Here is a 22,761-nt window from a genome sequence, read left to right as displayed (position 1 = left end):
GGAGGGTGGCCCGCGAACGAGCCACCCTCCGTCTCACACTCCCAGCCCCACCGGGCCGGTCAACCTCAGCTGAGCTGCTTCCAGACGCTGTACAACGCGCCAGGCACCGGCGCGTTCCCGGCGGTGTACCACTGGGCCTGGTACACGTGGCCCTGGTACGTCACCTTCTCGCCTCCGGTGTAGACGGTCGCGGCGCTCCAGGCGGGGGTGCCGCCCGGTGTCGTGGGTGCGACCTGCTCGCTCCACGGGCCGCCGACGCCGCCGGGGGTGGTGCCGCGCGAGTACCACAGCGCCTTGAAGGTGCGGCCCTGGTAGACCACGATCTCACCGGCGTTGAAGGGACGCGTTACGGTCCAGAGGGCGGTGCCGTTCGCATCCGTCGCGATCTCCGACCAGGCGCCGTTCTTGTTGCTGCCGGGGGTCTCGCCGGACGTGTACCAGAGGGCCTGGAATACCTTGCCGTCGTAGCTCACCTTGTCGGTGTTGAAGTAGACCTTCTTCTTGTCCCACGCATCCGGACCCTTCGGAACACCCTGCTCGCCCAGGTTCAGGTCGCAGTTGATGCGGCCGCTGTAGAGCGCGTGGCCCTCAGTCGGACTGCCGGTTCCCGCACCGTAGATGCCGTCGTCCGACCACAGCACCTCCTTGGTGCCGTCGACGCAGGTCGAGTTCGGCGCCAGGGCGAAGCCCTCGAGGTTGTTCACGGGGAGGCTCGCCGGCTTGCTGTATGCGACATCCGGAACGATCGAACCGGTCGTGCTCACCTTCAACACCGTCGAGGTGACGCCGCAAGTGTTGTCGCACAGGGCCCAGATGCGCTGAGTGTCGGTGTTGTACGCGACATCCATCACGTGGCCCATGCCGGTGTCGACCACGGCGACACGGTGGAAGCTGTGGTCGGCGTTGAGAGCGTAGGCGTACAGCTTGCCGTCGTTCTCAAGCGCGGCGAAGTAGAGGCCGGTGCCGTGCTGCGGGTAGTCCGTCGGCTTGTAGGTCTTACCGGTCGACTGGTCGACGAATCCGTTGGCGGTCAGGTAGCCGTCTGGCACGAAGGTGACGCCCTCGAAGCCGAGGTTGGCCTGGTCCTTGTTGCCGGCGTGCAGCTCGGGGAACTCGGCGGTCAGGTTCCACTGGTCGGTCGCGACGAGCTGGGTGCCCGACTGGGCGGGGTCGAACCGGAGGATCGAGTTCAGCGGGATGGTGTTGGCCGCGTTGTTGCGCTCGGTGGTCACGTAGAGCGCGCCATCCGGACCCACGGTCAGACCCTCGGAGTCAGGCTGGTTCGTCGCCACATCGGTGTTGCCCGGGAAGAAGATCTCCTTGCCCGCGCTCCAGCCGTTGGTGGTGTCGGGGACCCACAGGTCGCCCTGCTTCACCATCCGGTAGACCCAGCTCTTGTTCTTGACGCTGTAGAGCACGTTGGCGTTGGTCGGGTCGAAGACGAGACCGCTGACATCCCGACCCTCAGGGCCGGTCGTGGTCGTCCACGCGCACTGCTTGTCGGCGACGGCGACGGATGCGCTGCCCGGCCAGGTGGTCGGCGTGAGCGCGGTCGCAGGCAGGGTTCCGGTGCCCGACGGTGCTTCGGGCTGGCAGGCCAGTGTGGGCGGGGTTCCGCCGTCGGCGGGGTTGGTCAGCGTCGTCTTGCATGCGTCTGCGTTGGAGGCGCCGAAGCTCTTGTCCTTGACCGAGACGAACGCGCCGGTGCCGTCGGGGCAGCGCGCGTATGCGCCCGCACCGAAGTTGTTGCCCTCATCGGTGCCCGCCTCGCCGGCGGTGTAATCGACTGAGTCAACCAGTGTTCCTGCGGTGCTGTTAGCGCCGTCCGGGAGGTAGACCTTCACCCCGTCGCCACCGCTTCCCAGTCCCTTAGTGGACGAGAAGTAGACGTAACCGTGCGCGGGGATGACCGTGGTCGCGGTGCCGTTGGCGAGAGTTGCCGAGAAGGGTGCTGCCGAGGTCGCCGCACCGCTGTCGATCTGCAACCAGCCGGCGATGCTGACGTCGGTGGCTCCGCTGTTGGACAGCTCGACCGCATCCCCGACCGGCATTGCGCCGTTGTCGGAGGACACCTCGTTGATGTGGACGTTCTTCCAGTCGGCACCGGGGCCGCCGGTTCCGCCGTCGCCGCCCGCGGTCGCGAAGCGGCTCTTGCCCGGCGAGCCGATGTCGCCAGTGGTCGATGCCCAGGATGCCTCGGCGTCGCCGACCGCGGAGAGCTGCCACTGCGAGGCGTCGTTGGCGCCGAGTGCAGCATCCGTCTTCGGGATGCCCGCGACGCCCTGCGTGCGCGGACCCTTCACGGCGCCGGTGCCCTGGTCGTTGTAGGTGAGACGGTCTGCGAGGTTGGCGACCGCATCCGGACCGTCGAAGATGTTGATCTCGTCGGCGCGGCCCAGGTTGACCGCGTTTCCCGCAAGGATCTTCACGTCGGCGGCGAGGTTCCACTCGCTGCGGAAGGTGGCATCGGCCGACTCGGTGATGATCGCGGACTGGCCGGCGGCGAGGGTGCCGAGGCTGTCCAGCGGGACCGTTCCCGGCGTGCGGCTGTCGTCGTCGAACGACCAGCCGGCGAGGCTGACCGACGACGCGCTCAGGTTCGTGATCTCGATGTACTCGCCCGAAGAACTGACCGGGTTGTACATCCATTCGGTGATCTTGACGTCGGGTGCGTCAGCGGCATACGCCGCGGTCGGCAGCACGACCGCGAGGGCGCCCGCCGCTGCCGTCGCGGCGAGGACCGCGATGGCTCGGGTTGTCTGAAGTCTCATAATCCGGAAACTAGCGACGCCGCCCATACGAGGGTGAAAGGGATGGTGAACAGCAGGCGAACGGCGCAGCCCGGATTTTGTCGCGCCACTCTCGACAGGTCGCGCTCATCGGACGAAGATCGGACGCGTATCCGTCAGCACCGCTCGAGAGGATCCGGCCGTTGGCAACGCTCACCAACTTCGTCTTCTATGCGAACGATCCGCAGACGCTCTCGGACTTCTGGGCGCGGGCCTTCAACTATCCGCTCCAGCGGTTCGAGGGGGAGTTCCGCGAGATGCTGCTCGCGAACGGTCTGACCGACGCCGATCTCGCGAAGCGAGGGCTGGCGGAGAGCACGGACGGGAGCGGGCCGCGGCTGTTCTTCCACCACGCGAACGGACCGAAGACGGGACGGAACCGGGTCCACATGGACCTGCAGACCGTGCAGGGGCGGCTGCCGACGAACGAAGAGCTCGATGCCGAGAAGGACCGGCTCGTCGCCCTCGGGGCGAGTGTCGTGCGCCTGATCGACCAGGACTGGGGACCGGCTCACGAGCACTACTACCAGATGCAGGACCCGGAGGGGAACGAGTTCTGCCTGCACTGACCTGGACGCAAGCACGAACGAAGGAGTCGTGAATGACGAAGTATCTGATCTCTTTTCCGAGCGAGGCGATGGACGTTTCGCAGGACGAGCTGCCGGCCGTCTCCGATGCCGCGCACGCGGTCATCCGAGAGGCTCAGGATGCCGGTGTCTACGTCTTCACTGGAGGCATCAATGAGCAGGTCGATCCGGTCAGGGTGGCCGGCGACGGCACGGTGACGGTCGACACGTATCCGCAGACCAGGGAGCTCGACGGCGGATTCGCCGTTCTCGAGCTGCCCTCGCGAGATGCCGCTCTGGAGTGGGCGGCGAAGATCGCGACCGCGTGCCGGTGCTCCCAAGAGGTGCGCGAGTTCATGTTCGATCCACTCGTGTGACCGGCTCCAGATCCACTTTTCGACTTCGCGAGGACTTGTCCCGGATGCCGTCGTTCGGGCGCGCCCGGGGTGTGATCTCCGCGGGCCCGGGTTAGTCTGCTTACTCACACACAGGCAACCGATGGGGTAAATCCATGCATTCCTTGTTGCGGCTCGTCGTTTCGAGCGTGAGTGGTATCGCGGTGGTGGCAGGCGGTCTCACGGTCGGGGTGCCCGCCGCGATGGCGGAGCCGACGGCATCACCGGCCCCGACTTCCACGGCTGCACCCGCCACCCCGGAGCCGACGACGGCCCCGCCTGCGACGACGACCCCCACTCCGACGCCCACCCCGACGGCTGCTCCGCCCGCGGCTGCACCTCCGGCGACATCCGACATCGTTCCCGATGATCCGTCGCTCGCGGTGATGAACGCGGCGGGAAACCACAGCATGGGCTCCACCGTCGAGCTGAACGATCCGGCGCCCGCGTCGCCCCCCAGCAAGTTCCGTTCCCTGGCCGCGACCGCGGGTCCCCCAGGGATCCCCGGGCTGGACGTCAGCGGATGGCAGGTGCTGAACGCTTCGAACTGGGCTTCGATCTACGCGAACGGCGCGCGATTCGCGTATGTGAAAGCGACGGAGAACACCACCTATATCAGCAGCCAGTTCAACGAGCAGTACACCGACTCGTACAACGCGGGACTGCTGCACGGCGCCTACCATTTCGCGACCCCCAACACGTCGAGCGGCGCTGCGCAGGCCAACTGGTTCCTTGCCCACGGTGGAGCGGGGTCGGCGGACGGCCGCACGATGCCGCCGCTTCTCGACATCGAGTACAACCCGTACGGCGCAACCTGCTACGGCCTGAGCCAGGCCGCGATGGTGAGCTGGATCCGCGACTTCTCGAACACCATCCAGGCGCGCATCGGCAGACTGCCGGCCATCTACTCGACGACCAACTGGTGGATCCAGTGCACCGGCAACAGCGCCGCATTCTCGGCCAATCCGCTCTTCATCGCGCGATACCCCAACAACATCGCCGACGGTGCCGGCACCCTCCCGGCCGGGTGGGGGTCGTACACGCTCTGGCAGTACGCGAGCTCCGGCATCTTCCCCGGTGATCAGGATGTCTTCAACGGCAGCCTGACGCAGCTGCAGACCTACGGACTCGGCTCGAGCCTCGTCAGGACGGTGAACAACGCATCCGTCTATCTCGTCTCGGGAACGGACAAGTATCCGGTGACGAGCCTGGTCACGCTCGGGGCACTGGCCCCGCTCGGGCAGGTCGCCTACGTGCCCCAGAGCTATCTGGATCAATTCACCACGAGACAGGCAGCGAGCCGGGTGATCCGTTCGCCCGACGGGACGATCTGGTTCTACGACTCCGGTATCAAACTGCCGTTCATGTCGTGTGCACTCGTTGTGGACTTCGGTGGGAGCTGCGATTCATCCGGATTCGTGCAACTCACGGCAGCACAGGCCGCCCAGTTCGTCACCGGGCCCGCGATGCTGCCGGTGCTGATGTCGAATGGGGGGCCGCGCTACTACGTCCAGGGCGGAGCAAGGCATGAGGTCCTCGACACAGCGTCGCTGACGCAAGCGGGAATCGGCTCGAGTACGCATGTGCTCTCGGCGACCGCGGTTTCGTACCTCCCCGTGAAGGCGCCGATCACCAGAGACAACGTCTTCGCGAAGGTTCCGGGAACCGCGGGTGTGCTCCTGACGGGCGGGAAAGCCTCTGTCATCGACGCGAGTGCGGCGAGTTTCGTGGGAATGCCCGGTGCGGCGGTCGGAAGCCTGCAGCCGGAGAGTCTCGCCCAGGTTCCGACGGCGACGCCCTTCAAGGGAGCATTCCAAGCATCCGGAAGTTCGACAGTCCAGGTGATCGGCACCGGTGGGCTGCATCCGTGGGCCGCCGGCGTGGGCGGCGCGAGCTTCCAGCCCTTGACCGTCCCGGCATCCTTCCTTGCCGCCTATGCCACGGCAGCGCCGATCCAGGCGGGTGCGGCGGTCATGTCCGCCGCAGGCGGGACGGTGTACCTCGTGATGCCGACGGACATCCGGCCGATCAGCTCGTGGGAATCTCTGATCGCGCTCTCGGCGGGAAAGAATCCGGTAATCACAGCGGTGCCGCAGGCTTTTCTGAGTTCGCTCCCCAGCGGTCCGGTCGCGCTCAACGCGGGAACTCTGGTGCGCAATACGAGCAACGCGACCGTCTATCTCGTGAACGGGGTGACGAACAAGATCCCGTTCTCGAACTTCGACTACCCGACCGAAGCGGGGATCAAATCGTTCACGTTCACGACGGACGACCGGTTGTCGGCGTATCCCACATCGTCGACGCTGCTCACTTATGGCATCATCTGCGGCTCTCAGAAGTATCTGAGTGCGGGCGGCAGCATCCACGCGGTCTCGTCGTCGCTGAACGCCACCTATCCGCTCAGCTATGTGCAGCTGGACACGTTCACGTGCGCGCTCCTCACCAAAGGCATCGACGCGACGGCGTTCATCCGCACACCCGACGGGTCGATCTTCTACATGAACGGCGGGAAGAAGCATCCGATCGCGTCGATGGCTCGTTTCGCGCAACTGTCGGCCGGTCAGCCGTACCTGAACGTGTCCGCGATGTTCGGCGCCGCCATTCCGACCGGCCCGCTCGCCTAGCCGAGTAGTCGCGGGCGCTGCTCGCGGCTACTTCAGGCTCTGGTGGGGTGCCTTGAACGCGATCGAGTCGGCGGTGACGCCCACGAGGCCGAGGTTGACCTTCAGGAGTTGCGGCGGCAGCCCGTCGGCCGGTGGGGGAGTCGAGGCGCCGAGGGTGATCGGTGTGCCGTCGAGCAGGGTCGCGGTGGCCGAGTCCGCGTAGACCTGCACGTGACCGCGCAGCTCCATCCTGTCCGCCGTGGTGGCCAGGATCGGGCCGGTCTCATGGCGCACTGTCAGGGCGAAGTCGGTGATGGTGATGGTGTCGGCGACGAGCTTCAGCACCGGGGTCTTGGTGCCGTCGGCGAGCGGGACCTCGACCAGGGTGACGGACTGTAGGCCGGTGAACGAGATCGAGGAGCCGCCGAGCTGGGCCGGGGGCTGCGTGAATGTCGGCGCTCCCGCATCCGGAACCGCCGCGGTGGGTGTCGGGGTCGGAGTGGCCGGCGCGTCCGTCGGAGCCCCGGGGACGGGGACGGGCAGACCCGGCAGCGGGATGGGCGAACTCGGATCGGGCGACGTCGGGCTCGGTATCGGGCTCGGCGACCCGCACGACATGAGCAACGGGATGCAGAACTCAGTCGGAGCAGACGTTCGCACCGCGCCGATACCGGTCGCGGCGAGCACGACGCAGAGCGCGAGCGCACCGCCCAGCCGGGAACGTGCGCGCTTGCCGGAGGTCAGGATCGCTCCTCGGTCTCGGCCTCGGCGACGGCCTCGGCGAGTGCAGGCTCGGCCTCCGTCGCGATCGGCGCCTTCGGCATCCACGCAACGGTCAGGATGCCGCCGACCGCTCCGAGCAGCATCCCGACGAAGAATCCGCCCAGGTTCACCCCGATGAGCGAGTAGACCGAGACCGCCAACGCGATGACGCCGTAGAAGATGCGGTGCACAGGCATGGACACGGCCAGGATGCCGAGGAGCACCAGCGCGACCGGGATGATCGTGGCCTGCAGCCCCTCGATGCCGAGCTGCACGTGGATCTTGCCGAAGTCGAGCTGACCGGAGAAGAACATCTCGATTCCGGCGAGCACGGTCAGCAGTCCGCCGACGAACGGACGCTCGCGGCGCCAGGCGGCGAAGCGCGACCGGCGGCTATGAACCGACCGGCGGCCGGGATGGGAGACGGCAGTCATCGGTTAGAAGCACCCCTTCAAGCCGTCGGTGAGCTGCACGTGCATGCCCGTCAGGGTGAAGACGGAGGCTTGGGTGCTCCACGCGGTCTGCTGGAGGTTCGTGATCTTGACGGTGTCCGCATCCTGAGCGAAGTCACCGGCCGAGCCCTTGGCGCTGGTCTTCACGGTCGACGCGTCGACGCCGATGCGGATGTTTCCGAAGGTCGAGTCGCCTTTCAGGTCGGTCATGCCGATCTGGAGGTCGGATGCGCTGGCCGGCTTGCCGCCGCCGCCCGCCGTGATGAGCAGCCCGACCTTGCCCATCGGAGTGTCGGTGACCACGGACTGGCACAGGTCGGACAACGTCGCGGAGTTGATGTTCGCGATGGCGACCTGGTGGTCTTTTCCGGCGGTGTCGGGGGCGACGCCCGCGTACTGCGAGAATCCGGTGCCGTCGAGCTGAGAGGCACTGATCTGGAACTGGCTGCCCGAGACCGCGAACGAGACGGGCACCGCACCGTTGGCGACGCCGGCCATCAGAAACGTGGAGACGAGCGCGACGGGGATGGCGGCGAGCACGAGACGACCACCGTGCGTGCCGGTGAGCTTGCGGAACTTCACAGATCCTCCTTGATCCAGGGTGAGGCCGACCGGGTGAGACCGAACTCGGGCGGAGCGACCCCCATCCGGGTGTCATGCTCGTTCCGTCTGCGAGCCTAATGACTATTGACCGAATGTCAATAGGAGCCTTCCGGATAGGCTCGCAGCATGCAGGAGGATCGGCGCACCCGGTTGACCCCGGAGGAGCGCCGCGCCCAGCTGGTCGCGATCGGCGTCGCGTCGCTTGCCGAGCATCCCCTCGAATCGCTCACGATCGAGTACTTGTCTGCCCAGGCCGGCGTGTCACGGGGTCTGCTGTTCCATTACTTCGGGTCGAAGAACGGACTGCGTCGCGAGGTGGTTCGAACCGCACGCGACAGCATGCTCGTGGCGACCGAGCCGTCGCCCGATCTGCCTCCGCTGGAGCGTTTGCGCGACACGTTGAGCAGGATCGTGCGGTTCGTGCGCGAGCACCGCGGCACGTTCTATTCGCTCGTGCGCGGAGTGGCGAGCGGCGACGATGAGGTGCGCGCAGAGGTCGAGGAGGCCCGCACGCTGCAAGCGGAGCGGGTGGTCGCCGTGTTCCTCGAGCTCGGGATGCGTGACACCGAGCTGCTCAGGATCGCGCTGCGCTCTTGGGTCGCGTTCGCCGAGGAGGCGCTCGTCGAGAGCGTGCTCGGCACCGACCTGCCGTCGGACGAGATCGTGTCGTTCCTGGAGCGGAGCGTTCGAGCCGTGGCGGGGTCGGTGGAGGTGGAGGGGCCGGTCTAACAAGTCGGTCGTGCAAAAAGTGCGGTTCCCCATCCGGGAACCGCACTTTTCACACGACTGCTCGAGAGCTGGACCGAGAGCGAGCCTTACTTGCTCGGCGTCGGCGTCGGCGTCGAGGTGCCGGTGCCCGCCTGCTGTACCGCCGTGCCGACGAAGGTCGCGAACGCGTTGGCGTCGGAGACGCTGCCCGAGTATCGCTGGCCGTTGACGACCACGGTCGGGGTGCCGAAGCCGCCGCTCGACGGGTTGACGAGGTCGGGGTTGCTCACCGCAGCCTTGGTCTGGTTCGTGATGAACTGCGCGAACCGCTGGTCGTTGACACAGTCCGTGATCTGCTGGGAGCTCACGCCCGCATCCTTGAAGATCGAGAGGATCTTCGAGTTGCTCAGGCCGCCGCCGGTCTGCTCGTCCGGCTGGTTCGCGTAGAAGGCCGTGTTGATGTCGAAGTACTTGTTCGGCTCGTAGTTGGCGACACATGATGCTGCTGCCGCCGCCCGCGTGGAGTACTTCTTGTTGCTCGCGGTGTCGAGGATCGCGACCGGGTGGATCTCCAGCGTCGCCTGACCGTCGGCCATCCACTGCTTGATCTGGTCGTTGTTGGTCTGCTCGAACTGGAGGCAGATCGGACACTGGTAGTCGACGTAGGTGATGATGTGCGCCGTCTGGCCGTCGAGCTTCTGCACCGTCGGGGTCGCATCCTTGCCCTTGGCGATGGCAGGAGTCGTGACGGCCTGGGAGGAGCTGGTCAGGAGGATTCCGCCGCTCTGCATGTTCTTCGGGTTCGCGACGTTGTTGGCCGCGTTGACCCCGTTGAAGACGAAGACGCCGACGATGGCGAGAACGACGAGGATTCCGACGATCACCGAGCCCTGAACGATGAACTTGCGGCGTCGGGCCTTCTTGGCCGCCTCTTCGCGCATCTGGCGGGCGTGCTCGCGAGCATCCTCGCGACGATCCCGTTTGCTCGGCCCGGAGGCACCCTTACCTGTTGCCATTCGGCTTTCATCCCATCGACTGTGAACAGTTCCCACATGATGTTATGGGGTGAATGCTTTGAGACGGCTGAGGCGGGTCCGGCTCAGGATGCGGGCAGCAGGCGGGTGAAGTGGTGCGGCACGCCCGCCCACACCGTGGTGACCTCGACGGGCCGACCCGGCGCCGGCGCCTGAATCAGCACACCGCCGCCGAGATAGAGACCGATGTGCTCCTCGTCGTCGAACACGACGAGGTCGCCCGGCTGCGCCTGGCTCTGGTCGATCCGCACGCCGGCTTCGTCCTGCAGGTGCACGAGGTGCCCGAGCGGTATGCCGACGCTCGCGTACGAGACCATCACGAGTCCCGAGCAGTCGATGCCGGAGTGGCTGGACCCGTCCATGACGTACGGGTCGCCGAGGTAGGTGAGTGCGGTCGCGACGATCTTCTGACGCACTCCGCCGCCCGAGAGCGCCGAACTGATTGCGGACGCGGCCTGCTGTCCCGCGGCACCGCCCTGTCCCGCGATGACGCCGGCCAGCGCCGCGGCGACCGGATCGTTGCGGTCGGTCAGGGCGGCGCTCTCAAAGTTCGCGACCGTCATGCCCTGCACATGAACGTGCCCTTCGGCTGCTGCCGTCACGTAGGCGAGCGGTGCCGTCGAGGTGGCCGCCTCTGCGGGGAGAGCGAACATGACGCTTCCGACCAGGGCGATGGCGGCGGCGGATGCCGTGATCGCGCTGGTGCGCGCGACCGACGGCCCGGGGTCGGCAGCCCTGTGCACGTGGGCGAGCGGAGATTCGCGCGGCCGTCGAGCCTCGCGGGCATGTCGACTCTCAGGGGTCGCCGGGGAGGCCCTGTGCCTCGCTCGTTGAGGGCTGGTGCCGGGAGTCTCGTTTCGCATACCGTCATCGAGCCTAGGAGTCGAAGTATGAGCGTCGCCCGAGATGAGCCCCTGTTTCGGCGGCTCTTACGTAGACGTTCTCTCAGGATGCGACGCCCGACGACGCGCCACGATGCGCGACGACCGCGACTACTCCGCGGGCGTCGCCTGAGCGCTGAACTCCACGTCCTCGACCCGGGCGCGAGGCATCGCGAGCGCCGCCGTGATCGTGAGCACCGAGACGATGGCCACCGCGATGAAAACTGCAGTGGATGCCGCTTGAACGGTCGCCGGATCGTGCTCGCCGCCGATCGACGACGCGATGATCGAGTTCGCGATGGCGCCGAACACGGCGACGCCGACCGAGCTGCCGATCGATCGCGCGAACAGGTTCGTGCCGGTGACGACTCCGCGCTCGTTCCACGAGACGCTCGACTGGGCGGCGATCAGCGTCGGGGTCGCGATCAGGCCCATCCCGAGGCCGACGATGAAGCAGCTGATCGCGACGTACAGCACGCTGGGATGCGATGACGTGATCGCCAGGGTCAGGGCACCGACGATCGCGATCGCGCTGCCGACCAGAGCGGTGTTGCGAAAACCGATGCGCAGGTAGAACCGTCCCGATTGGGATGCGGCAATCGGCCACCCGATGGTCAGTGCGGCGACCGCAAGACCCGCGACGATCGGCTCGACGCTGATCGTCCCTTCCAGATAGGTCGGCACATACGAGGTGAGTCCGATGAGCACAGCCCCGACCCCGAGCGAGATGAGAGTGGTCGTGACGAGGAGACGCCGCGAGAAGACCCACAGCGGAAGGATCGGCTCGGCAGCCTTGCGCTCGACGAGCACGAACGTCACGAGCAGCAGCCCGCCGATCACGAACGCGCCGATGCTCCAGATCGAGTTCCAGGCCCAGGCCTGTCCGCCCTCGAGCACCGCCAGGATGAGCAGACTCATGCCGACGGTCAGCAGCACAGCGCCCGCGTAGTCGATGCGGTGCTTGCGCGGCTCGACCTTCTCATGGAAGTTGCGGATGAGCATCCCTGCCGCCAAGAGGCAGAGGGGGATGTTGACGAAGAAGATCCAGCGCCACGAGGTGAACTGGGAGAACACTCCGCCGAGGGTGGGCCCCACGACCGACGAGATCGCCCACACGCTGGCGAGGTAGCCCTGCACCTTGGCGCGCTCGGCGACCGTGTAGATGTCTCCGGCGATGGTCACGGCCATCGGCTGCACGGCTCCGGCACCGAGACCCTGCAGTGCGCGGAACGCGATGAGGGCAGGCATGCTCCACGCGAAGCCGCAGAGAATCGAGCCGATCAGAAAGAGTCCGATGCCGATCAGCACGATCGGCTTGCGCCCGACGGTGTCGGAGAGCTTTGCATACACCGGCACCGACGCGGCTTGGGCGAGCAAGTAGACCGAGAACAGCCACGGGAACTGTGTGAAGCCGCCGAGGTCTTTCACGATCGATGGCACCGCGGTAGCCAGGATGGTCGAGTCGATGGCGACCAGGCCCGTGGTGAGCATCAGGCTGATCAGGATGGGACCGCGCTCGGAACGGAATCCGACGCCGGCGGCGGTGGGGGTGGTCATGGTCTCCCTGCGAATGAGGTCGTTAACGTTCTACAACAACGCGGAGCCCCGTGGGGCATTCCCTCAGGATTCGCAGGTCAGGGGCAGTCGCCAGCCGCTCGGTCTCAGCGCAGGTCGCGCAGCAACGCGGCGGTAGAACGTACTCCGGAGGTCTTTCGCTCCGAGCTCACCGCCAGCACGAGCAGTACGGCGCCCGCGGTAGCGAGCGTGATCCACCAGGGGAGCGCACCGATGGAGTGACCGATCTGCACCACGAAGACGATCACGTTCTCGATCGGGAGGACGACGAGGCCCAGGATGAACAGGGCCGCGAGCTTACGCGACGATCCCACGAGAATCGCCGCCAGCGCGACCGCGATCACGAGGACGGCCCGCCAGGTGAGTGGGTCGGTCGCTGTCGCGAGCACGGACGGCAATAGCAGCACGATCATCCCGGGTGCGAGCGTCTGCCAGGAGCCACGGAAACCGAGCGGCCAGGTCGTCGCAGTGCGGTGCGCTGCATCGGCCGCCGTGTCGTCCGACGGCACTCCGGCCGCCGCGGTGAACCCGAGTACTCCGCAGGCCAGCAGAGCGAGCCCGAGCGGGAGCGAGAACGCCTCGACCCGCAGCTCGCGCATGCTCCAGCCGACCACCGCGGTGATCCAGGCGAGAACGAACCACAGCCAGACGGGCGGAAGGGAGGTCGTGCGGCGTCGCGCGATCACCGTCGTCACCAGCATGCCGCCGAGAAGCAGTGCGGTGAGGATCCAGAGAGTCAGGATGGGCATCGCATCCGGTCGGTTGGCGGTCCAGGGACCGGCCAGCAGCAGAAGGAGCGCCGGCGCGAGAATGAGTCGGCTGCTTGTCACCCGTCGCAATCGCCACCCGGCACCGGTCGCGAGAATCGCCGACGCGAGACTGAGCCCGAGCACCGGGACCATGACGGTCGTGGCCGGCCACTGGATGCTGTCGAGCCCCCAGCCGTATCGCACCGCCTGCAGGCTACCCGCGGCCGCCGTCACCAGCGCGACGACCAGGGTGGGGAGTTCGAGGGATGCGGTCGACGCGCGCCGACCAGCGAGTCGGCCGCCGAGCAGAGCACCCAGTGCGGCCCCGAGCAGGATGACGGCCCGCCACGGGAACGCATCCTCCGCCCCGAAGACGGTCAGAAGCACGAGGCTGGGCGCGACCGCGCAAGCGAGACCGACGGCGAACAGGGGAGCGCTCGGCGACCGCGGCCCACCGCGATCGCGCCGATCGCGACCGCAACGATCGCGGGCGGCAACAGATACAGCTCGACCGATGTGATGCCGAGAAGCACCAACGTGCTCCAGAGTGCACCCGTCCAGCACGCTCCGGCCGCCCACCAGCCGTATGAACGGCGAGCCACCAGGGAGGTCGCCGCGGCCCCGACGCCGAGGATGAGGAACACGAGCAGCGCGGTCTGAGCGCCGGCGGCCACGCGGATCACCGCGAGCAGGATCGCTATCGCTCCGGTCACGAGCCCCGAGACCTCGATCCAGAGCCGCACGGCCGCGACGTGGTCGGCGGGCATCCCGCGCGCGGCCAGCAGAGCACCGATCCTCCGGGTCGCTGGCACGGCGACGGCGACGATGGCTGCAATGATCGGCAGCGTCACGGGCGACGCACTGCCGCTGAGGATCTGGGCGCCGAGCGTGATGATGACGACGGCGAGCGACGGGACGAGCGCGGCGGCCGCAACGCCGCGCAGCGTCCGGTGCAGCCTCTCCCGCCGGTCGAGAACGATGGTCAGGGCCAGCACGAACGTGAAGGCGGTGGGCAGCGCGGTCCAGCCGCTGCGGGCGACGATCACCATAGCCACGGTCACGAGGAACGGGATGGTAGCGGAGGCGAGCACCGCGACCCACGTGTCGAAACTCATCCCCTTAGCCATCGTCGCCGCGATCGCTGTCAGCACACCGACGGACGTCGTGATGCAGAGGTTCGCGGTGGGGTCGAGTCCGGTGAGGCCCAGCGCGGTGCCGAGCACGATCAGGCCGTAGAGAAAACCGGCCGCTACGTAGACCGGTCTGAAGGTGCGGGGAACGATCGTCGCGAGCAGAGCCAGAGCAGCGACGACTCCCGCGCTAACTGCCACCTGACTCCACGGAGTGCTCCAGGCGACCACCGCAGCATAGAACAGAAGGGTGTGCGAGCCGAGGATGAGCGGCAGACGGATGCGGGCCGACACGGTCCGCAGCGGCCCTCGCTTCGACAGGGCTGCGACGAGTCCCGCGGCGAGCACGAGAGCCACCGCCGCACGCACCGGCTCTGCGAACCAAGCGCAGGCTGCGATCGCGTGTAGCGCGACCACAGCGATGCTCGCCCCGAATACAGCCTCATTCTTGACGCTCAACGGGCGAGCAATGCGCACCAGCGCGAACGAGCCACCCGCGGTGATCGTGAGCGCGGCCACGACGGAGACGCCGAACCACGGGTCGGTTCCCAGCCCCGCGACCGGGCGGAAAGTCGTGAGCAGTTCGACCAACAGCATCAGGACGGCGGGGATCGCGGTGGCCCGCGCGAGAGTCCAGGCTCCGCCGAGCATCCTGGAACGCTGCAAGGCGCCCATCGAAGGGAGAATTGTGAGGGCGACCAGCGCGGCCGTCGCCGCCAGGGGTGCGAGAGCGACGATCCAGTACACCGACTCGCTGCCCAGATCGAACTGCACCGGGACAGCTGCGGCAGCCGCCACTGCGAGGGCGCCGGCAGCGACGCTCCAGAATCCAGGGATGAACTCGCGCGCGGTGAGCGCCGCGAGCACGGCCGACGCTGCGACCACGAGAACGGGTGCGAAGGGAACCGAATCACTGCGGCCGCTCAGGCCGACCAGCACAGAGAGCATGACGGTCAACGCGGTGAGCTGGAGAATCGTCGCCGTCACCCGATCAGCGGCCAGCGGGCGCCTGAAACCTGGTTCGAGCCGTCGGATGAGCGCGAGCACGAGCAGCGCGGAGAAGGCGCAGCCAAGGGATCCGAGAATCGCAGACCACGGGGACGACCAGGCCGAGGCCGCGATCGCCGGGGTGATGCCGATCCCGACCAGTCCGCACCAGAGCCAGGTGCGCATCCTCACCCGGGTCGCAGCGATGACCGCGAGCGATGAGAGCACGAGGGTCGCAGTGGCTGCGCCGAGCCGGGTCATCACGCCGTCGGGGACGATCGCGGCGAGGGCCCAGCCAGCGAGCACGGCGAAGACGATGCCGAGGGCGCCGATGGTCTCGGCCGAGAACCGGAGCGACCGCCGGGCAAGGAGCCAGCCGCCGGAGAGGAACAGAACGGCTACGCCGGCGACGATCGCGGTGCGTGCGCCGACGTCGGTGAGGTCGGGGTTGAGAAAGGTGAACACGATCGCCGCGACGGCGAGCAGAGCGGCGCCGGTGACCGCCAGAACGGATTGCACGCTCACCTGCTGCTCGGGCGGCGCAGTCTGCTGAGCGGCTCGCGCTGTCTGGCGCGCGAGCTCCGCCGCGGTGACGGGGAGATGGTAGGCCTCGGGAACCGTCTGCGCGACGCTAGGCGCCCCGGCCGATGGAAGCGTGGGCAGCGACAGCACGGTCTGCTGCCGATTCCGGAGGGCGGCGACGACAGCAGCGGAGGCTTCGCGCATCCGGCCGCCCCACTCGCCTCTCAGATCGGCGAAGCAAGTCTGACAGACGCTGCCGTCCATCCGCCCGGAGAGACAGCGCGGGCACCGTGCCTCTTGTTGCAGATAGGCGATCGTCGCGTAGGTCCACCCGGCGCCCGCGGCGTCGTCGACTCGGGGCGGTGGCGGGTCTGCACGATCGCTCATAGCTCCTCAAGCTAGGGAGCGGCGGGATGCGGACACGTCCATCGGGCGATGTATTCGGTCCGCTTGACGGATGATCCTCGGCGGTGCACAATGTGAAACATGTCTTTCACATCGGCTCAACCGGAGGATCGGCGCCAGGTCACCGACGCTCGCGCGTTGCGTGCGCTCGCGCATCCTCTGCGGCTGGCGTTGCTGAACCACCTGATGGCGTTCGGCGCCCAGACCGCGAGCCAGTGCGCCGAGGTTGTCGGATCGACGGCGTCGAACTGCAGCTACCACCTGCGGTCGCTGGCTCGATTCGGGCTGGTGGAATCGGTAGATCCGGTGGACGGGCGCGAACGTCCCTGGCGCTCGACCGCGACCGGCTTGCAGTTCGGACACACCGACGACCCCGCGCTCGCGTTCGGAATCGGCTCCGCCGAGCGGATGCTCGTCGAGAAGCAGATCGACGACGAAGCGACGCTGACCCGTCGCGCCGTCGCTCAGCGCGACGAGCTGCCCGAGGCGTGGCGGGATGCGACCATGCTCAGCGGATACGCGCTCCGGCTGACGCCGGCCGAGCTCCGTGACCTGGGCGAGCGCCTCGACGCGCTCATCCGCCCGTACATCGGGCTCACGCGCGACGACGCCCCCGAGGACGCAGACGTGGTCGCCCTTCACCTCAACGCCTACCTGCATCCGGATGCGGTGCGACCGTGACCGAGCCAGACAGCGAGACAGAGACCGTGACCGACACCGATACCGACACCGCCACGGCCACCCGCGCCCGCACGCGCTCGCCGCTCCTGCGCCGCGACTTCGCCCTCGTCTGGGCGAGCAGCTTCATCTCCGACACCGGCGACTGGCTGTTGATGATCGCGCTCCCGCTGTTCGCGTTCGCCGCGACCGGGTCTGCGCTCGGCGCCTCGACCGTGTTCCTCGCCGAGCTCATCCCGATGCTCGTACTCGGCAGTTTTCTGGGCGTGCTCGTCGACCGGTGGGATCACCGCCGCACGATGATCCTGACTAACCTGCTGCAGGGCGCGATGCTCATCCCTCTCCTGTGGGCATCCGCCGACCGGATGTGGATCGTCTACGCGGTCGCAGCGATCGAGGCCTGTCTCGGCGCGATCGTCAATCCGGCCAAGCAGGCGCTCGTGCCCCGCCTGGTGGACGCCGACCAGCTCGGAACGGGCAACGCGCTTATGGCGGTCAGCGAGAACCTCGCGCGGTTGATCGGGTCGCCGCTCGGTGGCCTCGCATTCACGCTCGTCGGGCTGCCGGGCGTGGTCGTCATCGATGCGGCCAGCTACGTCGTGAGTGCGGGTCTCGTGGCTCTCAGCCGTCCGGGGGCGCGGCAACCGCATCCGTCGGGGGAGCCGATCCCGCGACTCCACTTCTTGAGGCAGTGGGCCGACGGTCTGGCCACGATCAAGAGGGTCAAACCGCTTGCGGCCGTCACCGGAATCACGACTCTCGCCCAGTTCGCGCAGGGCATCTTCCTGGTGCTGTTCATCGTCTACGTCGTGCAGGATCTCGGAGCAAGCGACGCAGAAGTCGGCCTGCTGCGGGGTGTGCAGGCGATCGGCGGCGTGATCGGCGGATTGCTCACGGGAGTCCTCATCCGCCACTTCGCCCCACGGATGCTCGTCGGCTGGGGATACTTGTTGTTCGGCGCGATCTCGCTCGTCACCTGGAATCTCTCCGGGGTGACGACCGCGGTGTGGGTCTACGTCGGCCTGTTCATCCTCGTGGGCATTCCCGGGGTGGCCACGATGAGCGGCATGATCACCATCGTGCAACGCGTCACGCCTCCGGATGCCCTCGGTCGCGTCTTCGCGAGCGTCACGACCTTCGGCGGCGCGGCCCAGGGCGCGGGCCTGCTCGTGGCCGGTCTGCTCTCGGCGCAGGTGGACGTGGTAGCGATCCTGAACGGCCAGGCCGGGGTCTATCTCCTGTGCGGAGTCCTCGGCCTGGCGCTGCTCCGCGAGCGGACCGTGATTGGGGGAGCGCCTGTCACGACGGCATGATCCCTTGCGCCGGGCGGCGGCCATCCGTTTCACTGGGGGCATGAGCACCGTCGACCCGAGCATCGCCCGCCGACTGCGCGAGAGCCGCCGCCCGTCCACCGTCCGTGTCGTCGTCGTACTGCTCTTACTGTTCGTCGGCGGTCTGTTGGCCGGCTACGGCTGGGGGAGCTTCGGGCGGATGATCGACGCCGAGCTCGACGTCCCTGACGTGAGCATCCTGATCGCCATCCCGGTCGGCATGCTCCTTCTCATCGGCTCCTCGATCGCCTGGGGTGCGATCGTGATCAAGCGCTCCGACATCGGCATCATGTACGGCAACGCGGCGTCACTGGCGGGAGGCGGGGTCGGAGCGCTCATCGCATCCGGCAGTTATCCGGATCCGGCGGTCGTCGCGATCATCGGGGTGGCGCTCCTCGTGCTCGCCGTCATCTGCCTGGCGCTCGGCGGCTGGGCGGCCGCGACCCGCCGTCGTCGAGCGCGTGCCGACGAGGAGACGATGCGCACCGGAACGCTTGCGACGGCGACCGTCTCGGACAAGGGATACACGGTCTTCCACGAGTCGAACCGCATCCTGACCACCGTCACGTTCACCTTCACCGACCGACAAGGGGTGCAGCGCTGGGTGCAGCGGATGATGACGATCAACGCGGCCGATCCGATCGAGAACGGTCAGGAGACGCGTCTCTGGTTCGACGCGGCGAACCCCGGAAACGACCGGGCGATCGTCGTCGAACTGGCTCACCGGTCGCCCCTGCGGGTGAACTGAGGCGCCTCACCGTCTTTCGCGCGAAACTCGCCCTGATCTCCCGGGATTGCGCGGATGTGCACGTAGGGTGGCCGTGTGTGGCGACTCGACAGGAAAAACGAGGATGACGACTTGGCGTCGGTCATCCCAGACGACGACGCCCTGAACCCCCAGAACACGACATCGCCGCACGCGCTCAGCCTCGGCGACCCGGGGCTCGTCGCAGGCAACATCGCGGACCCGGTCTGGCAGCGCTGGAGAGACGAGATCGCCGAACTCGGCGGCGCCTCGCCCCTGCTGCACTTCGAAGACAGCCCGCGCACCCGCATCGAGCTGAGCTCGACGCATCCGGGTGGCCTTCCTCCCTTCATCACGGGACAGAGCACTCTGCTGTCCAGCCTGATCCGTGACGAGCTCGCGCTGCGCACGGCGCGAGCCGCCGCCAACGCGATCACGGCGAAAGGCATCGAACTGCGCTCGGTGCGAGGCATCGAGTCGGTTCACCTCGCGATCGGCCTGGCCCAGTGGCGGCACGGCGGCGACGAGTTCACCGCGCCGATCCTGCTGCGGCCGCTCGCCATCCGGCGCTACGGCCGCGACTTCGAGCTGAAGCTCAAGGGACAGCCGTTCCTCAATCCCGAGCTCGCTCGCGCCCTCGTCGAGCAGTTCCAGATCACCCTCGACGCGGATGCGTTCGTCGCCCTGGCACTCACCAACGGCGTCTTCAAGCCGCAGCCCGTCATCGATCGTTTGCGCGGACTCACATCGCACCTCCCGTGGTTCAACGTGCAGCCGCGTCTCGTGGTCTCATCGTTCGCCGACGTGGCCAAGTCGTTGAGCGTCGAGGCGGCCGATCTCGACACCGTCGTGCTCAACGCGCTCGCCGGCAACCCGTCCGCACGTCGCACGGTCGAGGGTGCTTTCAACCCGGTGACCGCTTTGCGTCAGGATGAGCGCCCGCCGACCACAGACACCCTCCTTCTCGACGCGGATGAGGAGCAGGAGAACGTCGTCGCGCAGATCACCGCCGGCAACTCCATCGTCGTGAAGACCCTGCCGGGCACCGGCGGAACGCAGACCATCGTCAACGCCATCGGAGCGCTCGTCGGTCAGCACAAGCGCGTACTCGTCGTGAGCCCACGGCGGTCGAGCCTCGACGACATCTCCCACCGGCTCAGCCAGGTCGGCCTCGCCGGTCTCGCGGTGACGCCGCGCACTCTTCGCCGCGACGTGATCCAGTCGATCGGGCGTAACGAGAAGGCGGCCCAGCCGCGAGTGACCGACGTGGATGAGGCGCTGGTGCGCCTGCGCAAGGTGCTCCTCGACTACCGGGCAGCGCTGACGCGCAAGGATCCAGTGCTCGGCGTCTCTGTGCTCGAAGCACTCGGCGAACTGTCTCGTCTCTCGCTGCTCCCGACACCGCCGTCGACGACGGCCCGTCTCGACCGCGACGCGATCGAATCGCTCGCCCGCGACCGCGCCCTCGCTGCCGATTCCTTGATCAAGGCCGCGCGGCTCGGGGAGTTCCGCTACGGCCCGAACGACTCGCCCTGGTACGGCGCATCCTTCGCCACCACCGCCGAGGGCAACGCCGCCCACGACCTCGCCAAGAAGCTCAACCGGGCCGAGCTTCCGCGGCTGATCGAGCGCGCCAAGACACTCATCGGCCAGACCCGGATGCGCCCGTTCGAGTCGATCGCGGAGCTCGGCGTCTACCTGCGCCTCCTCCTCGATGTTCGCGAGACGCTCGACAAGTTCCTGCCGGCCGTCTACGACCGCTCCCTCGCGGAGTTGATCGCGGCGACCTCGACGCGACGCGAATCCCCGAACATGTCGGGCGCGAACCGTCGTCGGCTCCGCAAGCTGGCGCTCGAATACGTGCGTCCGGGAGTGCACGTCACCGACCTGAACGAGTGCCTGCGGCGCATCCAGCAGCAGCGCATCCTGTGGCAGCGGTTCGCAGCGGCAGGCGTCGTACCCGAGCTGCCGACGGGCCTCGCGGATGTGCAGGTCGCGTACCAGCGCGTCGCCGAAGACCTCGCGCGGCTCGACATCCCGCTCCGCCGCACCGGATCGCCGAACTCGCTCTCGGTGCTGCCGATCGACGAGCTGACCCGTCAGATCGCCGGACTGTCGGCCGAGTCGGAAGTGCTCGCCAACCTGCAGGAGCGCACCGCGCTGCTCGGCGAACTGCGCGACCGCAAACTCGACCCCCTGCTTGCCGACCTGTCGCAGCGTCATGTTCCCGACACCCAGGTGAGTGCTGAACTCGAGCTCGCCTGGTGGCAGTCGGTGCTCGAGAGCCTGCTCGCGTCGGATCGCGCGCTGCTCAGCGCCAACACCGGCGTGCTCGACCGACTCGAGGCCGATTTCCGACTCGTGGACGAGGCGCACGCCTCCGCGACCGGTCAGCAACTGGCCTGGATGCTCGCCGAGACCTGGAAGATCGGCATCGTCGACTGGCCGGAAGAGGCAGCGGCGCTCAAGAAGTTGCTGAAAGGCGACCAGACCTCGGCCGAGACGCTCAACGCCGCCGCTCCGCACCTGGCGCGGCCGCTCGCACCCGTCTGGCTCACCTCGCCGTACGAGATCTCCTCGATCAGCACCGACCTCGCCTTCGACGCGGTCTTCCTGGTCGACGCCGGGGCGTCGAGCCTCGCCGAGAACGTCGCCGTGATCCGTCGCGCCCGCCAGGTCGTCGCGTTCGGCGACCCGGTCACTCAGACGCCGTCGCACTTCGACATCGGCGTGCACGAGTACGGCAAGACGGTCGAAGCGCTCGACGTCGACGCGGCACACGCCGACTCGGCCCTCGCGCAGCTCTCCGAGCTCTTCCCCGTCTACACGCTGACGCGCAGCTACCGGGCCGGCGGCGAAGACCTCGCCGACCTGATCAATCGCCGCTTCTACGGCGGCAAGATCGACTCGCTCCCGTGGGCGGGAACGTACCTCGGCCACGGCAGCCTCACCCTCAACTACGTCAGCGGCGGTCAGGGCATGCCCGACTCCGACACCGGTGCCGTCGAGAGCACGGACGCCGAGGTGTCGAAGGTCGTCGAGCTGGTGCTCGAGCACGCGAGTGCGCGACCGCGCGAATCCCTCATGGTCATCACCGCCAGCGAACGACACGCTGTGCGGGTGAACCAGGCCGTGCTGGCGGCGTTCGCCAAGCGTACGGAGCTGGCCGACTTCATCCTGAAGGACCGTGCAGAACCGTTCACGGTCGTCACGCTGGAGCAGTCGGTGGCCCAGAGCCGCGACCGCGTCATCTTCTCGATCGGCTACGGTCGCACACCGCACGGCCGACTGCTCTCGAACTTCGGCGCTCTTGCCGAGCCCGGGGGAGAGCGACTGCTCGCCGTCGGCATGACGCGAGCGCGCCGGTCGATGGACATCGTCTCGTGCTTCAAGCCTGAGGACATCGACGAGTCCCGGATGCGCCACGGCATCGCAGCGCTGGCCCAGGTTCTCGGCGAGGCCGACCAGATCGCCGCATCCACGCCCCAGTACCTGAGTCACGACACCGAGCCGATGCTGCTCGATCTGGCCAGGCGCCTCGCGCGGCGCGGGCTCGACGTGCAGGTCGGCTACCGCGGCAAGCTCGCGCTGGTCGCCTCCAACGCGGGACGCGCGGTCGCCGTCGAGACCGATGACGACGTCAACCGTGGCAGCCTGCGCGAGTCGCTGCGGCTGCGCCCGGACGTGCTGCGTCGCCTCGGCTGGCACTACCTGCGGGTGCACAGCTTCGAGCTCTTCGCCGATCCGGATGCGGTCGCCGCGCGCATCGCCACGCTGATCGGCGTCAGCGACGTGAGCACCGAGACCGCACCGATCACGCTGCCCGGAGTGCCGGCCGCCTCCTAG

At 67.7% G+C, this 22,761-nt stretch carries 17 protein-coding genes; 8 read left to right on the top strand and 9 right to left on the bottom strand.

The genetic code is table 11. The annotated features are described in order from the left end of the window. Positions 1-65: 65 nt before the first annotated feature. Positions 66-2,771, bottom strand: a complete 2,706-nt coding sequence (locus ACQ86A_RS15295) for a lamin tail domain-containing protein (RefSeq protein WP_431277827.1) — start codon at positions 2,769-2,771, stop codon at positions 66-68. A gap of 161 nt (positions 2,772-2,932) precedes the next feature. Here ACQ86A_RS15295 and ACQ86A_RS15290 point away from each other — a divergent pair, with 161 nt between their 5' ends. From ACQ86A_RS15290 to ACQ86A_RS15280, 3 genes are all read left to right on the top strand, one after another. Next, entirely contained in the window at positions 2,933-3,358 is a 426-nt protein-coding gene (locus tag ACQ86A_RS15290) for a VOC family protein (RefSeq protein WP_431277826.1), read from the top strand. Between the two features lie 32 nt (positions 3,359-3,390). Beyond that, on the top strand, positions 3,391-3,732 hold the full coding sequence (locus ACQ86A_RS15285; protein WP_431277825.1) for a YciI family protein: 342 nt from the start codon (positions 3,391-3,393) through the stop codon (positions 3,730-3,732). A gap of 167 nt (positions 3,733-3,899) precedes the next feature. Then, positions 3,900-6,374 carry a lysozyme gene (locus tag ACQ86A_RS15280; protein ID WP_431277824.1) on the top strand — a complete coding sequence of 825 codons (2,475 nt, stop codon included), beginning with the start codon at positions 3,900-3,902 and terminating at the stop codon, positions 6,372-6,374. Between the two features lie 27 nt (positions 6,375-6,401). On the opposite strand, the gene ACQ86A_RS15275 is transcribed toward ACQ86A_RS15280, so the two are convergent. From ACQ86A_RS15275 to ACQ86A_RS15265, 3 genes are read right to left on the bottom strand one after another with little or no spacing between them, the layout of a single operon-like run. Then, positions 6,402-7,040, bottom strand: a complete 639-nt coding sequence (locus tag ACQ86A_RS15275) for a hypothetical protein (protein WP_431277823.1) — start codon at positions 7,038-7,040, stop codon at positions 6,402-6,404. Positions 7,041-7,093: 53 nt separating this feature from the next. Beyond that, complete coding sequence (locus ACQ86A_RS15270) at positions 7,094-7,549, bottom strand: DUF6114 domain-containing protein (RefSeq protein WP_431277822.1); 456 nt, start codon at positions 7,547-7,549, stop codon at positions 7,094-7,096. Positions 7,550-7,552: 3 nt separating this feature from the next. Beyond that, positions 7,553-8,149 (bottom strand): DUF6230 family protein, encoded by a 597-nt coding sequence (locus ACQ86A_RS15265; RefSeq protein WP_431277821.1) that lies wholly within the window; start codon positions 8,147-8,149, stop codon positions 7,553-7,555. A 147-nt stretch (positions 8,150-8,296) separates the two neighbouring features. On the opposite strand from ACQ86A_RS15265, the gene ACQ86A_RS15260 reads away from it, so the two are divergent. After that, a complete protein-coding gene (locus ACQ86A_RS15260; protein WP_431277820.1) occupies positions 8,297-8,899 on the top strand; it encodes a TetR/AcrR family transcriptional regulator in 603 nt (200 codons plus the stop codon). A gap of 86 nt (positions 8,900-8,985) precedes the next feature. On the opposite strand, the gene ACQ86A_RS15255 is transcribed toward ACQ86A_RS15260, so the two are convergent. The 5 genes from ACQ86A_RS15255 to ACQ86A_RS15235 all read right to left on the bottom strand — a co-directional run bounded on the left by ACQ86A_RS15255 (position 8,986) and on the right by ACQ86A_RS15235 (position 16,143). Next, complete coding sequence (locus tag ACQ86A_RS15255) at positions 8,986-9,894, bottom strand: thioredoxin domain-containing protein (protein WP_431277819.1); 909 nt, start codon at positions 9,892-9,894, stop codon at positions 8,986-8,988. An 83-nt stretch (positions 9,895-9,977) separates the two neighbouring features. After that, entirely contained in the window at positions 9,978-10,655 is a 678-nt protein-coding gene (locus tag ACQ86A_RS15250; protein ID WP_431277818.1) for a C40 family peptidase, read from the bottom strand. Between the two features lie 249 nt (positions 10,656-10,904). Then, positions 10,905-12,350 (bottom strand): MFS transporter, encoded by a 1,446-nt coding sequence (locus ACQ86A_RS15245; RefSeq protein ID WP_431277817.1) that lies wholly within the window; start codon positions 12,348-12,350, stop codon positions 10,905-10,907. Between the two features lie 104 nt (positions 12,351-12,454). After that, on the bottom strand, positions 12,455-13,504 hold the full coding sequence (locus tag ACQ86A_RS15240; protein WP_431277816.1) for an SCO7613 C-terminal domain-containing membrane protein: 1,050 nt from the start codon (positions 13,502-13,504) through the stop codon (positions 12,455-12,457). Continuing rightward, positions 13,495-16,143 (bottom strand): hypothetical protein, encoded by a 2,649-nt coding sequence (locus tag ACQ86A_RS15235; RefSeq protein WP_431277815.1) that lies wholly within the window; start codon positions 16,141-16,143, stop codon positions 13,495-13,497. The genes ACQ86A_RS15240 and ACQ86A_RS15235 overlap by 10 nt, the downstream gene beginning before the upstream one ends. Positions 16,144-16,242: 99 nt before the next feature. Here ACQ86A_RS15235 and ACQ86A_RS15230 point away from each other — a divergent pair, with 99 nt between their 5' ends. The 4 genes from ACQ86A_RS15230 to ACQ86A_RS15215 all read left to right on the top strand — a co-directional run bounded on the left by ACQ86A_RS15230 (position 16,243) and on the right by ACQ86A_RS15215 (position 22,761). Beyond that, positions 16,243-16,842 carry an ArsR/SmtB family transcription factor gene (locus ACQ86A_RS15230; protein WP_431277814.1) on the top strand — a complete coding sequence of 200 codons (600 nt, stop codon included), beginning with the start codon at positions 16,243-16,245 and terminating at the stop codon, positions 16,840-16,842. Between the two features lie 26 nt (positions 16,843-16,868). Then, a complete protein-coding gene (locus ACQ86A_RS15225; RefSeq protein ID WP_431277813.1) occupies positions 16,869-18,152 on the top strand; it encodes an MFS transporter in 1,284 nt (427 codons plus the stop codon). 40 nt (positions 18,153-18,192) lie between these two features. Next, positions 18,193-18,918: a hypothetical protein gene (locus tag ACQ86A_RS15220; RefSeq protein ID WP_431277812.1), complete on the top strand. Its 726-nt coding sequence runs from the start codon at positions 18,193-18,195 to the stop codon at positions 18,916-18,918. A 75-nt stretch (positions 18,919-18,993) separates the two neighbouring features. Next, positions 18,994-22,761: an AAA family ATPase gene (locus ACQ86A_RS15215; RefSeq protein ID WP_431277811.1), complete on the top strand. Its 3,768-nt coding sequence runs from the start codon at positions 18,994-18,996 to the stop codon at positions 22,759-22,761.

It is taken from the genome of Leifsonia poae, assembly GCF_050632195.1.
GTDB lineage: Bacteria > Actinomycetota > Actinomycetes > Actinomycetales > Microbacteriaceae > Leifsonia > Leifsonia poae_C.
This window is presented reverse-complemented; position numbering and strand designations above follow the sequence as displayed.

Excerpts from the sequence above, each read along its gene's own strand:
- ACQ86A_RS15295 (WP_431277827.1), bottom strand. The coding sequence starts at position 2,771 with ATGAGACTTCAGACAACCCGAGCCATCGCGGTCCTCGCCGCGACGGCA.
- ACQ86A_RS15285 (WP_431277825.1), top strand. The coding sequence starts at position 3,391 with ATGACGAAGTATCTGATCTCTTTTCCGAGCGAGGCGATGGACGTTTCG.
- ACQ86A_RS15270 (WP_431277822.1), bottom strand. The coding sequence starts at position 7,549 with ATGACTGCCGTCTCCCATCCCGGCCGCCGGTCGGTTCATAGCCGCCGG.
- ACQ86A_RS15260 (WP_431277820.1), top strand. The coding sequence starts at position 8,297 with ATGCAGGAGGATCGGCGCACCCGGTTGACCCCGGAGGAGCGCCGCGCC.
- ACQ86A_RS15255 (WP_431277819.1), bottom strand. The coding sequence starts at position 9,894 with ATGGCAACAGGTAAGGGTGCCTCCGGGCCGAGCAAACGGGATCGTCGC.
- ACQ86A_RS15245 (WP_431277817.1), bottom strand. The coding sequence starts at position 12,350 with ATGACCACCCCCACCGCCGCCGGCGTCGGATTCCGTTCCGAGCGCGGT.
- ACQ86A_RS15235 (WP_431277815.1), bottom strand. The coding sequence starts at position 16,143 with ATGAGCGATCGTGCAGACCCGCCACCGCCCCGAGTCGACGACGCCGCG.
- ACQ86A_RS15230 (WP_431277814.1), top strand. The coding sequence starts at position 16,243 with ATGTCTTTCACATCGGCTCAACCGGAGGATCGGCGCCAGGTCACCGAC.
- ACQ86A_RS15220 (WP_431277812.1), top strand. The coding sequence starts at position 18,193 with ATGAGCACCGTCGACCCGAGCATCGCCCGCCGACTGCGCGAGAGCCGC.